The sequence below is a fragment of the Paenibacillus sp. D2_2 genome (assembly GCF_031199965.1).
In the GTDB taxonomy this organism is placed as follows: domain Bacteria; phylum Bacillota; class Bacilli; order Paenibacillales; family Paenibacillaceae; genus Fontibacillus.
Genome location: NZ_CP133605.1, coordinates 4555194 through 4570544, shown reverse-complemented (window position 1 = coordinate 4570544; position 15351 = coordinate 4555194). Strand labels below are relative to the sequence as shown.

Genomic DNA, 15351 nt, shown 5'->3' with positions numbered 1-15351 from the left:
ACTTTCATTAAAAGATGATAATAGACCATGGTTCACTCGTCAATAGAAAGTTTCGCTGGGGTTACGGGTAGAGCTGGATTGTAGAAAAAACGGAGCTTTCATCTAAGCGCGCCTATTTTACTTTCGTACGGCACCAATAATCCGTTCTCTTCATAAAATGTTTTGACTGTATCCCTTAACCTTGTAAACTATAAAACCCGAGCAAGGAGGGGTGACGCATTTTGAAAAGTAGCGATCGTAACAGCCAATTTCTGTTAACTCATCGTGAACGGGAAGTTTTCGAACTCCTCGTGCAGGATAAAACGACCCGCGACATTGCCGGCCAATTATTCATCAGCGAGAAAACCGTCCGGAACCACATCTCGAATGTCATGCAAAAGCTTAATGTCAAGGGTCGCGCGCAGGCGGTTGTAGAGCTGATCAAGCTTGGGGAGCTAAAAATCTGACGATTTTACCAAGGGCGCAGAGACATGGACCTTCTTTTCCTCCGGTTATGGAAGAAAGAGGAGGTTTTTTGTTTGTTGTATCTTGTTTTTCGGTTCCAAAATCACATAAAACAAGGCCGTCGTTTAATCGACAGCCTTTTCGTTATGTTTAATTATATTTATACATCTCATTCTGGTCTCAGGCTTGCTTCGCAGCGCCCATTCGCGAGAACATCTTGATAACCTCGTTTATGAAGAGCGGGATCAAGGCTAAGCCTATGACCACTCCCCAATCTGCCAAAGATAGGTTGTGTACTTTGAATGCCGCCGCCAGGAATGGAATGCTGATCGAAGCAAACTGGAGAATTAGACCCGCGATGATCGCGCCGACCAGAAGCTTATTAGAGAACAAGCCGACCTGGAAGATCGATTTCGTGTCGCTACGCTTGGCAAAAGAGTAGAACAGCTGCGATGCAGCAAGAACGACGAAGGCCATCGTTCTGGCATACATCATCGCCTCTTCGGAGATATTCGCTGAGTTCAGGCTAAAGCCATACTCTCTTAATCCCAGGTAAAAGGCAACTAAAGTTAAGGATCCGATCAGAATACCGCCAAGAATGGCTCGGAGTGCGGCACCACCGGCGAAGAAGCTTTCCTTGGGATCTCTCGGCTTCCGCTTCATCACATCCTTTTCACCTGGATCCACACCTAATGCAATAGCCGGTAGCGTATCAGTTACCAGGTTGACCCAGAGGATCTGGGTAGCCAATAGCGGAAGTGGCCAGAAGAAAAGGATCGATGCCAGGATCGCAACAACCTCGCCGAAATTACAGGATAAGAGGAAGATGACGGTCTTACGGATGTTCGAGTAGATATTTCGCCCTTCTCGAATCGCATGCACAATGGTGGTGAAGTTATCATCGGTTAGGATCATGTCGCTGGCGCCCTTCGACACGTCGGTGCCGGTGATTCCCATAGCTACGCCGATGTCGGCGTTCTTTAAGGAAGGAGCATCATTTACCCCATCACCGGTCATCGATACCGTATTTCCTTGCGCTTTGTACGCCTTCACAATCTTCACTTTGTGCTCAGGCGAGACGCGGGCAAATACTCGAATGTTCTTGATTTTCTGCGCAAACACCTCGTCGGAGAGCTCATCAATTTCCGCACCTGTCATGCTCTGGTCGATCGAATCGGCGATGCCGAGCTCCTTGGCAATCGCTACAGCTGTGTTCCGATGGTCACCCGTAATCATCACAGCTGTAATCCCAGCAGACTTCGCTTCCCGAATGGAATCCTTCACTTCAAGTCTCGGAGGGTCGATCATGCCAACGAAGCCAAGGAACGTTAAATCCAACTCCATCTCATCCGGCGATAGAAGCCATTCTGTGTCTTTGAATGCTGCGCCAAGCACTCTCAAGGCATCATCTGACATTCCTTCGGCAACCTTCAAATATTGCTGCTTCAGTTCCTCAGTTAAAGGAACAACTTCCCCGTCTACAACGGCAGAGGTTGAAATATTCAGCAATTGATCGATGGCCCCTTTAGTATGCACGCGGTATCCCGTTCTCGTCTTGTTTAATGTGGACATGAGCTTACGATCGGAGTCGAAAGGCTTCTCTGAGATTCTTTTGTACTCGGCCTCCAGCGATTTCTTCATAATATTGTTCTGTTGGCCGTAAATGACGAGGGCAACCTCGGTCGGATCTCCCGTGCTTTCTCCATTCTCATGCGTCGCATCGGAACAGAGCACAAATGATTTAATTAATTCCACCGGAGGTTCGTCACCGAGAGGAGTAGCAGTGTAGTATTTCACGACCGTCATTTTGTTTTGGGTCAGTGTACCTGTTTTGTCAGAGCAAATAATATTGACGGAGCCCAGCGTCTCCACAGCAGGAAGCTTCTTCACGATGGCATTGATTTTAGACATTCTAGTCACGCCAAGTGCAAGCACAATCGCAACAATCGCCGGAAGGCCTTCCGGAATCGCTGCCACAGCCAAGCTGATGGCCGTCAGGAATAACTCAAATAGATCCCGCTTCTGAATAAGACCTATAACAAAGATCAGAACACAGATGCCTATGGCGATGAAGCCAAGTATCTTGCCGAGCTCTTCGAGCTTCTTCTGCAGCGGGGTCAGATCATGGATGTCCTCATCCAGAATCGTCGCGATTTTCCCCATTTCTGTGCTCATCCCCGTAGCTACGGCAATGCCTTCCCCTCTTCCATAGGTCACCAGGGTAGACATGAAGGCCATGTTGGACATATCCCCAAGTGGAGTCTTAGGATCTTCGAGCAGAGAAGCGGCATCTTTATCCGAAGGAACAGACTCCCCGGTCAAAGCGGATTCCTCAATCTGCAAATTGGCACTCTCGAGCAGTCTGAGATCAGCCGGTATGTATCGCCCCGCATCCAATATAACAATATCCCCGGGAACAATGTCCTCGGAATTGATCTCCTTTACCTCTCCTTGACGGCGAACGAGCGACTTGGGCGTGGTCATTTGCTGAAGTGCCTCAATAGCCTTCTCCGCTTTTTGCTCCTGAAATACGCCGATTAATGCATTGAGTAGAACAACAGCCAGAATAATGATGGCATCCACATATTCCCCTACGATTAGGGTAACTACGGCTGCACCCAAGAGCACATAAATGAGCATATCCTTTAACTGGGCCAGAAATAGAGCGAGCATGCTTTTCTTAGGCTTACCCTTTAGTTTGTTCGGTCCATGCTGCTCCAGCCTCGCGCGTACTTCTTCTTCAGTAAGTCCAACAGCCGGATCAACTTGTAACTCCTTAAGTACTTCTTCTTGTGATTTCGAATGCCACATCAAGAAACACCTCTTATTTTGATAGTATGTATGTCTGTGTAATCTATATTGTGAACCAGATCGATCAGAAGTAACCGATTGGATTATTACTTCATACGATCAGCCCTTAAGATGTGCTCAAAATCAATTCAGCTTATATTTGGAGGCTATGCAAAACAAAGAAGCTGTCGATATCGACAGCTTCTTTAGTAACAGCGTTCAGTAGTTATATGCTGCATGGGATTATTTATCTCTACAATTAAAGTCTGTTACTGATCTTGTGACCATCGGAGGATAGCCTTCTTATTGTCTCATCTCAATATTACAGAGATTTGAGGTATTCAACGATGGTCAGCAGACCTTTGTCGAAATTGTCGAGGTTGAAGTGTTCGTTCGGCGCATGCAGATTTTCGTCAGGAAGCCCGAAGCCCATCATTACGGCTGGAGCTTCAAGAACACGGGACAAGGTCTCAACGATTGGAATTGAGCCGCCGTCTTTGGTGAACAGAGCACGAGTCCCATATACTTTTCCGTAAGCGTCGGCAGCCTTCTGCAGCATCGGAATTTCTGGATCGATGTTGAAGGCGTGCGCTTTCTCCATTTGCTTCACGATCAGCTTGGCACCAGGTTGAACGCGTTGCCCTAGGTGAGCCTCGATCTTATCGAGGATATCCTGTGGATCTTGATCACCGACCAGACGGCAAGTAATCTTGGCATGAGCTTCCTTCGGAATAACGGTCTTGCTGCCTTCGCCTTGGAAACCGCCGTATACACCGTTCAGTTCCAAGGTTGGACGAACACCAGTGCGTTCCGCGAAGCTGTAGCCTTCTTCGCCATACAGCGTCTCCAGACCGAGGCTTGCCGCTAACTTGTTCTCATCCAGTCCGCGCTTGGAGATTTCCTCTCTCAATTCCGCAGGCAATTCAGGCGTACCTTTATAGAAGCCTTCCACAGCTACACGACCTTTATCATCATGCAGTGAAGCGAGCAAAGCTACGAGCGCATGTAGAGCATTTGGTACCCCACCCCCAAATGTACCGGAGTGCAGATCTGTATTTGCTGTATGCACGCTAACTTCTAGGGAACAGAGGCCACGAAGTCCGGTGCAGATTGCTGGTTTGCCAGGTTCAAGAAGTGAGGTATCGGAGATGACAACGACATCTGCCGCGAGTTTATTCTGATTTTTCTCCAGGAAGATAGGAAGATTTGGGCTGCCGACTTCTTCTTCACCTTCGATGCAGAACTTGATATTTACAGGAAGCTCTTTCTCCTGTTTCAGAATCGCTTCTACAGCTTTAATATGTAGGAACATTTGTCCTTTATCATCTGTAGCACCGCGAGCAAATAGCTTGCCGTCACGGATTGAAGGTTCGAATGGTGGTGTTTCCCACAAATTCAGCGGATCTACCGGCTGTACGTCATAATGTCCGTATACGAGCACCGTCGGTTTTCCCGGAGCATGCAAATATTCACCATATACGATAGGATGTCCAGCCGTAGGGGTAACCTCTACATTCTCCATTCCGGCATGGCGGAGCGCATCAGCAATCCATTCAGCCGCTTTTTGTACATCGCCTTTATGCTCGGACAGAGCCGAGATGCTAGGAATTTTCAGTAAGTCCGTCAGTTCATCCAGATGAGTCTGGCGGTTATTTTGGAAATAATTTTGATAATCCATTGTGTCAGTTCCTCCCGAACATATTTTCCTTATCATTTCCTCTTTATTTTACTACTTTTTAGGCAAGAACAGAAATGATTGCTTTTCTCTATATTAACGATTCAATATTGATTGTGCACAAAAAGCAAATAAAAAAACAATTTTTATGATTCTTTAAGGTTAAAACGAGACAAATCTGTTAAAGTCATAGATGTGAAAGAGTTTTCAATTGAAGAAGGGAGTCACAGGTTGAATGGAAGATAAAGAGAAAGATCTTGAGCTAACAGGAAAGCAAGAGGAATCAGCAGGCGAACCGGAGAACGGTCGCGAGGATTCGGCTGGACAAGCTGTTCCTGACAGCGAGGAAGTAAATCTTACAACGGAAACAGATGCTTCGGCAGAGGCTACAGAGAATAATCAGACAGATATAGAAGAGCAATTACAAGCTGAGAACGATAGTGAAGCGACAGAAGGAAATGAGGCGGAGGAAGGTCTAGCCAATAGCGACCAGAAGCCTGCTGAGCATTACAGTTGGACGCCATCTCAAGAACCTGCGGGTGGCGGGAAATCTGGCTCCAAGGTATGGCCAATCGTCTCGCTGGTGCTTGCCGTATTGTTGATTATTGTGCTCATTAAACCACCGTTTGCTAGCAACAAAGCAGAAGCGATAGCTACCGTAAATGGAGTGGAAATCTCAAAAGATACCCTGTTTAACGAACTGTCTTCTTCTGGTGGAGGGGAAGCAGCACTCGACAATCTCATCAACCGTGAGTTGGTGGACCAAGAAGCGAAGAAAGCGAAGGTTCAGATTACCTCTGCTGATATTGATAAAGAAATCGAAAGTTATATAGAGAACTTTGGTTCTGAAGAAGCATTTAATCAAGCGCTGGCCTCTTCCGGCATGACAATTGATGATTTTAAACAGCGCCTGGATATGCAGCTCAAGCTGACTAAACTGCTCGAGCCGCAAATTAAGGTTACGGATGAAGAAGTCAAACAGACATTTGAGCAGTACAAGGATTCCTTCAACACACCTGAGGAAGTTCGTCTGTCCGTTATTACTGTAGGAACAGAGGATGAGGCAAAGAGCATTATCAAGGAACTGAACGGTGGTGCAGATTTCGCTGAATTGGCGAAGAGTAAATCGCTGGATACAGCAACGAAGGATAGTGGCGGCGATACCGGATTTTTCAGTAAAGGCGAAAAGGATGAAGCTCTTGAGCAGTCAGCCTTCAAGCTAGCTAAGGACGAGATTAGTGCTCCGATTAAAACCGCTGATGGCTACACTGTCATCAAACTAACCGATCGTAAAGAAGCGCATACGGCTACTTTTGACGAGAAGAAAGATGAAATCCGCAAAGGTCTTGTCTCCCAGCAAGTATCGGAAATGTCTTCATCATGGATTGATGAAGTGCGTGGTAAAGCAAAAATTACAAATAAGCTTGCTGATAGCGCAGATGCAGCTGGATAAGACGGCTGTGAAATAAGATAAAACGGGTAAGAGGGGCATATTTATTATGCTCCCTCTTTTTTTTACATAAATTTATTGTTATTACTGAGTCAATCACTCAAATTTTTCGTGCTTTGAGTTCAGGAATAGATTCGGTACAATGAAGGGAAAACAAAGCCTAATGTTGGATCGGAGCTGTTAGAGAGGAGAAGGAGAAGACAGAAATGGCAGAATGGTATGAACAGAAGATCATGGTGGGTGAAATATCGTCATGAATTGGCAGATTGAAGCATGGGAGGAATACCGCCTCACCCGTATTCCTGTCCCAATGGCACCTCCATTGCGTTACGTTAACAGTTACATACTCCAAGGGGATGAGGGCATTACCATCCTTGATCCAGGACCGCATACTGTGGCCGGGGAAGCCGCATGGACAGCTATTCAACAAGACCTAAGTCTAGCGCCGCAGGATATTTGCTCGATCGTCATAACTCATCACCATCCGGATCATTACGGGATGGCGGGTTATTTGCAGCAATGGAGCGGTGCCCCGGTCTACATGTCGCATCGCGCGCATGAGGAGACGCTGCGGATGTGGGGACCGGGGAGTACGATGAATAAGTCTTTGCCTGAATTGTATAAGGCTCATGGCATGCCAGCTGAGTGGATCAAACAGCTCCCGGCACATATGGAGAGCTTCATGCCGCAGGTCTGTCCGTCAGCTGATATTACGTATGTTCATGAAGGAGACGATATGATGATGGGCGGGCATAGTTGGAAGGCCATTGAGAGCGCCGGGCATGCACCGGGACATTGTCCTTCTATGACGAGAGACGGAGCTTGATTTTGTGTGGCGATGCGGTTCTGCCGCAAATTTCTCCTAACGTAAGCCTGATGCCAGGAAGCGATCCACAGCCGCTCAAATCGTTCATGGACTCGCTTATGAAGCTTGGAAAATATGAAGTAGCTCTAGCTTTTCCGGGACATTGTCGCCCTTTTACGCATTTTACCGAACGAACCGCAATGTTGGTTAGGCATCATGAAGAGCGCCTTGCGACTGTACAGGCGCTGCTGACGAAGCAACCTATGAGCGGATTTGCGGTTTGTAGTGCGTTGTTCGGAACCGAGCTGGGGATCCATCAGATGCGGTTCGCCATGTCAGAGGCGCTCGCCCATCTGATTGAACTAGTAAGACGGGGACAAGCTGAACAGATTCCAGGCGACGGTATGACCGATGATCCATACGGTGCAAGTGCAACCCTTTTATTTGCTGAAAAATAAACAAGGCTGCTTGTGAAGAAAGTTTGATTTCACTTTCACAAGCAGCCTTTGGTTTCGTTTCTCTATATTCTTATTTATGATCCTCTTCGTTAACTTCCTCACCGTTATCACGTTCACGTTCCGCCTGCTTACGGTGGGCAATACGACTGCTAGCGGAAGCGGCGATGGCACCGACGATATCGTCCAGGAAGGTATTAACTGGACCGAGTGATTTATCGTTCAGCCGTTCCAGAATCCCCGGTTTTAGTTTGTCGACATAGCCATAATTGGTGAAGCCGATGCTTCCATAGACGTTTACGATGGAGAAGGCTAGTATCTCGTCCACTCCATACAGACCTTCATCATTGGAGATCATGTCCTGGAGCTCGGGAATTAAAGCTTCCTGTTCGGCGAGAATATCGAGTTGAATGCCAGTCAGAACAGCGTTCTGAACCTCTCTTTCGTCAGCACTTGCTCGACATTATGTAGGCATTCCTCCATCGTTAGGTTCGGATAGTATTTCTGCTGGAGGAATAAGACCAGCTCCGCAATTTCCTCCAATCTTACTCCACGCTTATGCAGCCAGTCCTTAGTCGCGTTGGCGACTTTTTACTGTTAAGACTATAAGGCGTTTTTGCTTTTGGTTGTTCCATAGCCATCACCTCTACTCCTTAATAGTTTCATCACACGATTGCATGATGCAGTATGTCCACTTCCCGGAAAAATATAGTTATTTTTCGCGAGGGGGCTCGTATATATAGTAATACAAACCTTTAGTAAATTGTTAGGGAGGAACCCAGGTTATGAAATGGAACCGCCAGATTCGAAACTCGGCAATGGTCAGTGTGCTGGCCCTGCCGATCGTGTTATCAGGCTGCAGCTTGTTTGGTACAGGCCCCTCATCACAGATCGATCCACCGCCTACAGATCTTGAGACGCAAATGATGCAAGGAACAGGCGCAGCCGGTCAGACAAGCCTAGCGGCAGGAGAAGCGGTATCGACTGTATATTTGCAAAATGACCACGGTCTTCTCGCCCCAATCTCACTGCATTTGTCTCAGGGGGATGATGCTACGGCGAAGACGATGGCGGCGCTGGAAGCACTAGTCAGCGACGGTCCATATGCTAAGCTGCTTCCCGCTGGCTTCGCGGGGGCTTCCAAAAGGAACGGAAGTGAAGGCGGTAACGTTGAAATCGGATGAGAAGTTGGCCGTCGTTGAATTCAGTAAGGAATTCGCCAATTACCCCGCCGCTGATGAGCGGAAAATTGTCGAGGCGCTTACTTGGACCTTAATCGACAATCCAGAGATTGAGAACGTACAGCTATGGATGGATGGTGCCAAACTGAACGAAATGCCGGTGGGTGGCATGCCGCTGGACAGACCTTTGAACCGCTCGCTCGGAATAAATCTTCAGCTCGACAATGAGACAAATCTATCGCAATCCAATCCGGTAACGGTCTTCTTCTCAGCTGCTACAGAGGACGGAACAGCTTACTTCGTGCCAGTGACACGCTTCGTCCCTTATGGAAGCGACCTTGTAGCTGCGGCCGTCGATGAACTGATCAAGGGCCCAATGAAAGGTGATGGTCTCGAGAATGCAGTTACACAAAATACGGTGCTTGACGGGGTTGAACGTTCTGACAATGGGGTAGTCACCGTATCGATTGAGGATGATATGTTCGATCCCGGGAGAAGCTTCCCGCGCAAATGATGCAGTCGCTGGTGCTTACGGTATCGGAGAATTCAGCACAGGACAAGGTCCGGATTTGGCTGAACGGCGAGAAAGAAGTGGTCGGAACGGACAATCAAGATTATGGTCAACCGGTTATGCGTCCGCAGGGGATCAACGATATAGCGCTATAAGTGCGAGATGTAAAGCTCAGGGGGCACCATAAGGTCCCTCCTTTATTTTTGCAGACTAGATGGGGGACGAGGTCTAGAAGTATTTATGCTTCGGATAATCACAGGATAATTGGGTTAAGGTAAAGCGAAAAGATGCTTTTATGTCTATGTTTTGGTAGAATAGGGAAGCAAACAGACAGCATGAAAAATGTAGGAGGCAATTATTATGAGACCTAACGAACGTAAAGTGAATGAACGGCGGCCAATGAAATTGACCGTAAACATAAATAAATATGCAGAGGGCTCCGTGTTTATTGAGGTTGGCGATACAAAGGTGATCTGCACAGCGACAGTTGACGAGAAAGTTCCTATGTTCATGAAAGGGCAAGGCAAAGGCTGGATTACGGCGGAATATTCGATGCTACCACGTGCGACGCAGACACGGAATCAGCGTGAATCGGCGCGCGGCAAGCTTAGTGGTCGGACAATGGAAATCCAAAGGTTGATCGGTCGTTCACTGCGTTCGGTCGTGGATCTCCATGCTCTTGGGGAGCGTTCTGTTACGGTGGACTGCGATGTGATTCAAGCGGATGGCGGTACGCGGACCGCATCGATTACAGGTGCGTTTGTGGCGATGACATTTGCTATTAATAAGCTCGTGCAGAAGCATAATCTGCCTAAGTTCCCGATTAAGGATTTCCTGGCTGCTGTTAGCGTCGGGATTGTCGGCGAGAATATAGTACTGGATCTCGAATATGAAGAGGATTCCAAGGCCAAGGTTGATATGAATGTGGTCATGACCGGACAAGGCCAGTTCGTAGAAGTGCAGGGAACCGGGGAGGAGAATCCGTTCTCGCGCCAAGAGCTTGATCGTATGCTGGAATTGGCGGAGCAGGGAATTAACGAAATGATATTGCAGCAGCAGGAGGTTCTGGGACCGATTGCGCTTAAAATAAGTGGTAATGAGACAGGAGGACAAGCGTAGTGGGCTTGGACGGTAATGTAATTATTGTTGCTACCCGCAACCAGGGCAAGGTTCGTGAATTCGCGCATGCGCTTGGTTTTCTGAACAAGCCGGTGAAGAGCATGTACGACTTCCCCGATGTGCCTGAGGTGGTTGAGGATGGAGAGACTTTCTCGGATAATGCGCGCAAGAAGGCTAAAGAGGTAGGCGATCGGCTTGGACAGCCTGTACTTGCCGATGACTCAGGGCTCTGTGTTGATCAACTAGATGGAGAACCAGGGGTCTATTCTGCTCGCTATGCTGGGGAAGAAGCTTCGGATGAAGCTAACAATGAGAAGCTATTAAAAGCTCTAGAGCGTAAGCAACAGGGTGAGGATACCGATCAGCCGCTGCTGAGTACGGCAAAATTCGTCTGCCATCTGGCTCTATACGATCCGGCTAATGGACAATTTATTGAAGCAGAAGGCTCGGTAGACGGCTGGATTACGGCGGAGCCAGCGGGATCGGGAGGCTTCGGCTATGATCCGTTGTTCTACCTGCCCGAGTATGAGAAGACGATGGCGGAATTAAGCATGGAAGAGAAGCAGACCATCAGCCATCGCGGAGCTGCACTAAGGCAATTGTCTGAGAAGCTGGAACAACGTGCACGTCAATAATATATAATGTGGATATAGGCTTGATTCGAGAGGATATTTCCTCTTGGGTCAAGCTTTTTTATGTTCTTAAACGCACACTTTTAGATACAAACTTTGTCGTATTATTAATAATTAACAATAGGTTTGTCATAAAAGGTAGATTATGTAATTTTTTACCCCTATATGATAAAAATTTATCCCTTCCGTTCTTATCCCGGAGGTCCCATGATGTAATGTAACTCATATCACTTCTCGCTAATCTGATATCCATTTGGCTTTGGAAGAAAGAGAAGGGGCAATGAATTCAAAGTAAGATTTAACGTAATGAGGGAGGGGGATGCATTAATATACTAGTTTCGGTAACCGCTTTCAAAAGACTGGATTTTGAAAATGATGATACACACGAGATCACGTGCAGCAGGCAAAACATTATTCTTTCAAGCTTTTGTAGACCTTACATCACTTCCAAGAATAACACTTTTTCTTGAACAAGCACTTATTTTCGAAATTTAGTTGAATAGAGGGGTGACCAGATTGCTTTTTCGTTACCGTAAAAAGTTTTTTAGGGCTGCTATTGTTCTTCTAGCCCTCCTCTTGGCCTTTGGGCCATTGCTTGATTCCTCACGAACTTATGCCGCTGAGCAAGAACCGGCAGATCAACCGATCGTAACTTTCCAGCCTGAAGAACCTTCCGATCCACCTGTAGAACTTACCCAACCTGATAATGAAGCTACAGATGCTGCAATATTAAGTAGCGATTCTGACGTAAAGTCGGGGCCAACGAATCTTGCGGTAGCAGAGGTTTACCATAATCGAGCCGTAATAAAGTGGGATCTCGTTGGGGATGAAACTGACCCCAATAATATCGATATTTGGAATGCTGATACCGGGAAATGGATTACGTATGGAAGTCGCTGGAACATGACGATTACTGGCCTAGAGCCTGAAACGACGTATAGAGTATTTATTACCTGGGACAAAGACAGGCCATCTTTAGATTATAAGAGTAACATTGTGACCTTTACTACACTCGCCGATACGAGCGAATACAAGGACCCGCCTTTGAGTCCGCCTAGCTATTTAAAAATAATCGATATAACGGATCAAGATGTCACTTTGAACTGGGGGTCAGCCCTGAGGCAACAGGTTATGATCTGTATGTGAACGGGGCTTGGAAAACGGGAACCTGGGAAAATACGGCCACTTCCGTCACCTATTCACTAGGAGATCAGATTGAAGCCGGTACGAAGTTCACCTTCACTGTCGGGGCTCAGAAAACTGGGGTTTCACCTTCTGTTGATAGCAATCCGGTGACAATCACCTGGGGTGCGCTGGAGGCTCCGCAGGATCTGCAAGTGATCACAGCGACTCGTCAGACCGTCTCCTTGGGATGGGCACCTGTACCGGGAGCAACGTATTATGATGTCGATATGGACGATAATTTCCTGGGTAGCAGCGAGAATAATCGCTATGTAGCTAGCGGTCTTACGGAAGGGAAATCTTATTCTTTTGCCGTCATAGCCAAGAACGAACTGTGGGAATCTTCTATGGGTGCAGCGATAACTGCCGTTCCGGGTAGTGATTATACGTTAGTGAGTTATTATACGGGATGGTCTGTCCATGATCGGAAATTCTATCCTGAGGATGTAGCCGTATCGAAGATCACTCATATCAATTACGCCTTCGCTGATCTCTGCTGGAAGAAGTTTGGCTCGGGTGGAGCTGAATGCCAGAACGAGGATCTTCCGCTGCAGGAGGATTATGTATTTGACGGTGAAATCATCGTGGGTGATCCAGAAGTAGATATAGACAATTTCGCGGTTTTCAGTGTAATCCGGGATGAACACCCGAACCTTAAGCTAATGGTATCCGTAGGCGGCTGGTCCTGGTCAAAGAACTTCTCTAATATGGCTGCCGATGAAATTACCCGTCGTTCTTTTGCCAATTCGGTAGTGAAATTTCTAAGACAATATGAACTGGATGGCATCGATATTGACTGGGAATATCCGGTTGAGGGAGGAGATGATTCAAACTCCAGAAGACCAGAAGATAAGCAGAATTTCACCCTGATGATGGCTGCCTTACGGGATGCGCTCGATGCGGCAGGATCTGTGGACGGGAAGTATTATCTTCTGACAATGGCGTCCGGACAAGGCGACAATTTTGTCGTCAATGCCGATTTTGCCAATTCGTCCGCTTATCTTGATTTCATTAATATTATGACGTACGACTATAGCGGTAAGTGGGATGAGCTGGCCAACCACAATTCTCCGCTGTTTTATGACAAGAAGCTGCCTACTTCAAGCGCGCCAAGAAATAATGTAAGAGGCGGTCTGCTTGGTCATTTGAACGGTGGCGTGCCAAATTACAAGCTCGTTGTGGGCGTACCTTTTTACGGGAAGGGCTGGGAAGGCTGTCCTGCAGGCGGCGAATATCAGACTTGCTCTAAATCATCAACCTCCTTTGGTACTTGGGAGACCGGAATCTTCGATTTCACTGATTTGGATCACAATTATGTGAATAAGAACGGTTATGAACGTCATTGGAACGATGCGGCCAAGGTCGCTTATTTGTACAATGCGGATAAACAAATTTTTATGACGTACAACGATGAGAACACGATGCTATATACTGCCTCATTGGTAAAAACTCTTGATATCGCCGGTACGATGAACTGGGAAATAAGCGGTGACCGTGACAAGAAGCTGATTGCGGCGTTGAACAGTGCTCTGCCGATTGATGGTAAAGTGAATACACAAGAGCTTGCAGCACCAAGTCAGCCTAAGGTCGCTTCAACTTCGACGAAGTCTATAAAAGTGACATGGGATGCGGTAGCTGGGGCAAATGCTTATGAAGTTTATGTAAATGACCAATTTGCAGGTTATTCTGATACAACGAGCTATACAGTGGGGGACTGACATCTGCTACCACTTATAAGGTTCATACTCTGGCAATTGATCGGGACGGTGAGAAGTTCAATAGAGTTTCCGCTGCCTCTAAGAGCCTAAACGTGAAGACGGACGCAGATACAGATTCGGGCTCACCTTCCGGACCATCCTCTCCGTCAGGTGGCGGTTCCAGTTCAGGAACTACACCTTCATCTCAACCTGGATCCAATGACAAGGGATTACTGACGGCGAAGATTGTTAAGGAAGGTGAGAAAGCCATTGTCACTCTTCCAGTCGCAGAGACGTTAAAATCCATTAAAAATGCACAGACGAGTTCCTTCAAGCTTGTTATTGAGGAGGGTTTGAAGCAGGCGGAGATTACATTGCCGCAAGAGGTGATAGCGGCTTTTGCCGGGATCGATAATTCCAGTTTAACCATCGTCTTAAACGGGATGGAATTTACTTTCCCTGTTTCAATATTCCCTGCAGGTACCGCGATTAAGCTGACGTTAGGAGGGATTGATCCTTCGTTAGAGGAAGCATTGCAAGCACTGCTGGCCGGAAAGAAAACCTATGGTCAACCTTTCCAGCTCAAGCTTGAGAAAATATCCGCAGATGGCAAGACGACCGAACCGCTTTCCTTTGGCAATATTTATGTGAGCGGTAAGGTGAACTTCAGTGCGGCGGGTGTAAGTACTGGGCGCATCGCAGGCGTGGCGTATATTCCGGTTAAGGTTCATTTACATGCCGTACCGGCCTTATTCGCAAAGAACGCCGATGCGATCACGGCCGAGCTGAAATTAAATGCTAACGGTATTTTCACTCTGATCGATAACGGTAGTTCCAGCTTCAAGGATGATCTGGACTGGGCGACTCAGGATATTTCATCGGCCGTCACGAAGATGATCGCTTTCGGAGATTCCGCTGACCAGTTCGGTACCAAACGTGATATTACACGCGCCGAGGTTATCGCTATGATCGTTAGAGGCCTGGGACTCATTCAAGATCAGAGCAGCGTAGCGCCGTATGCTGACGTAAGTTTGGATTCACCGTATGCGGAAGAAATCGCCGCGGCGAAGCAGGCGGGCTTGGTTCAGGGGAGATCCGCAGACAGCTTTGATCCAGATGCAGCGATTACCCGTCAGGAGCTGGCTGTGATGTTGGCCAATGTGATGAAATACGTTGGTAAGGGCCACACAGCTAATACGACTCTGCTGGCAGGATTTAAGGATCGTCAGGAGATCGCTGACTATGCGCAGAGTTCCATGGCACTGATGGTAGAGCAGAACATTATGAGGGGTGTCTCCGCTACCTCCTTGTCGCCAAGAACGAATGTAACGAAAGCGCAAATGGCCGCCACAGTGATGAGAATGCTTCGTTCACTCGGCTTATCGAATTAATTAAGTAGTTAATAAAGAG

At 47.4% G+C, this 15351-nt stretch carries 14 protein-coding genes and 1 pseudogene; 12 read left to right on the top strand and 3 right to left on the bottom strand.

The window, feature by feature from the left end; all coding sequences use genetic code 11:
- The first annotated feature begins 221 nt into the window (after positions 1-221).
- Positions 222-446 carry a helix-turn-helix domain-containing protein gene (locus tag RE628_RS23320; protein WP_309155414.1) on the top strand — a complete coding sequence of 75 codons (225 nt, stop codon included), beginning with the start codon at positions 222-224 and terminating at the stop codon, positions 444-446.
- 178 nt (positions 447-624) lie between these two features.
- Here RE628_RS23320 and RE628_RS23315 read toward each other — a convergent pair whose 3' ends face one another.
- Positions 625-3255: a cation-translocating P-type ATPase gene (locus tag RE628_RS23315; protein ID WP_309155412.1), complete on the bottom strand. Its 2631-nt coding sequence runs from the start codon at positions 3253-3255 to the stop codon at positions 625-627.
- Positions 3256-3556: 301 nt separating this feature from the next.
- The gene (locus tag RE628_RS23310; protein ID WP_309155410.1) at positions 3557-4912 is read right to left on the bottom strand and encodes a dipeptidase; all 1356 of its coding nucleotides are present in this window, start codon (positions 4910-4912) and stop codon (positions 3557-3559) included.
- Between the two features lie 232 nt (positions 4913-5144).
- Here RE628_RS23310 and RE628_RS23305 point away from each other — a divergent pair, with 232 nt between their 5' ends.
- The 3 genes from RE628_RS23305 (at position 5145) to RE628_RS23295 (ending at position 7622) form a co-directional block, all read left to right on the top strand.
- Positions 5145-6362: a peptidyl-prolyl cis-trans isomerase gene (locus tag RE628_RS23305; protein WP_309155408.1), complete on the top strand. Its 1218-nt coding sequence runs from the start codon at positions 5145-5147 to the stop codon at positions 6360-6362.
- Between the two features lie 250 nt (positions 6363-6612).
- Positions 6613-7185 carry an MBL fold metallo-hydrolase gene (locus RE628_RS23300; RefSeq protein WP_309155405.1) on the top strand — a complete coding sequence of 191 codons (573 nt, stop codon included), beginning with the start codon at positions 6613-6615 and terminating at the stop codon, positions 7183-7185.
- Positions 7182-7622 (top strand): MBL fold metallo-hydrolase, encoded by a 441-nt coding sequence (locus RE628_RS23295; RefSeq protein WP_309155403.1) that lies wholly within the window; start codon positions 7182-7184, stop codon positions 7620-7622. The genes RE628_RS23300 and RE628_RS23295 overlap by 4 nt, the downstream gene beginning before the upstream one ends.
- Before the next feature lie 70 nt (positions 7623-7692).
- On the opposite strand, the pseudogene RE628_RS23290 reads toward RE628_RS23295, so the two are convergent.
- A pseudogene (locus RE628_RS23290) lies at positions 7693-8260 on the bottom strand (phosphatidylglycerophosphatase A).
- 144 nt (positions 8261-8404) lie between these two features.
- Here RE628_RS23290 and RE628_RS23285 point away from each other — a divergent pair.
- The 8 genes from RE628_RS23285 to RE628_RS23250 all read left to right on the top strand — a co-directional run bounded on the left by RE628_RS23285 (position 8405) and on the right by RE628_RS23250 (position 15332).
- Positions 8405-8803 (top strand): hypothetical protein, encoded by a 399-nt coding sequence (locus RE628_RS23285; RefSeq protein ID WP_309155401.1) that lies wholly within the window; start codon positions 8405-8407, stop codon positions 8801-8803.
- On the top strand, positions 8724-9314 hold the full coding sequence (locus tag RE628_RS23280; protein ID WP_309155399.1) for a GerMN domain-containing protein: 591 nt from the start codon (positions 8724-8726) through the stop codon (positions 9312-9314). Before RE628_RS23285 ends, RE628_RS23280 begins: the two co-directional genes overlap by 80 nt.
- The gene (locus RE628_RS23275) at positions 9311-9466 is read left to right on the top strand and encodes a hypothetical protein (RefSeq protein ID WP_309155396.1); all 156 of its coding nucleotides are present in this window, start codon (positions 9311-9313) and stop codon (positions 9464-9466) included. Before RE628_RS23280 ends, RE628_RS23275 begins: the two co-directional genes overlap by 4 nt.
- Before the next feature lie 205 nt (positions 9467-9671).
- On the top strand, positions 9672-10430 hold the full coding sequence (gene rph, locus RE628_RS23270) for a ribonuclease PH (RefSeq protein ID WP_309155393.1): 759 nt from the start codon (positions 9672-9674) through the stop codon (positions 10428-10430).
- A complete protein-coding gene (locus RE628_RS23265) occupies positions 10430-11065 on the top strand; it encodes an XTP/dITP diphosphatase (RefSeq protein WP_309155391.1) in 636 nt (211 codons plus the stop codon). The genes rph and RE628_RS23265 overlap by 1 nt, the downstream gene beginning before the upstream one ends.
- Before the next feature lie 513 nt (positions 11066-11578).
- Positions 11579-12208 carry a fibronectin type III domain-containing protein gene (locus tag RE628_RS23260; protein WP_309155389.1) on the top strand — a complete coding sequence of 210 codons (630 nt, stop codon included), beginning with the start codon at positions 11579-11581 and terminating at the stop codon, positions 12206-12208.
- Positions 12205-13962 carry a glycoside hydrolase family 18 protein gene (locus tag RE628_RS23255; RefSeq protein WP_309155385.1) on the top strand — a complete coding sequence of 586 codons (1758 nt, stop codon included), beginning with the start codon at positions 12205-12207 and terminating at the stop codon, positions 13960-13962. The genes RE628_RS23260 and RE628_RS23255 overlap by 4 nt, the downstream gene beginning before the upstream one ends.
- Positions 13963-14054: 92 nt before the next feature.
- Positions 14055-15332: an S-layer homology domain-containing protein gene (locus RE628_RS23250; RefSeq protein WP_309155383.1), complete on the top strand. Its 1278-nt coding sequence runs from the start codon at positions 14055-14057 to the stop codon at positions 15330-15332.
- Positions 15333-15351 lie beyond the last annotated feature (19 nt).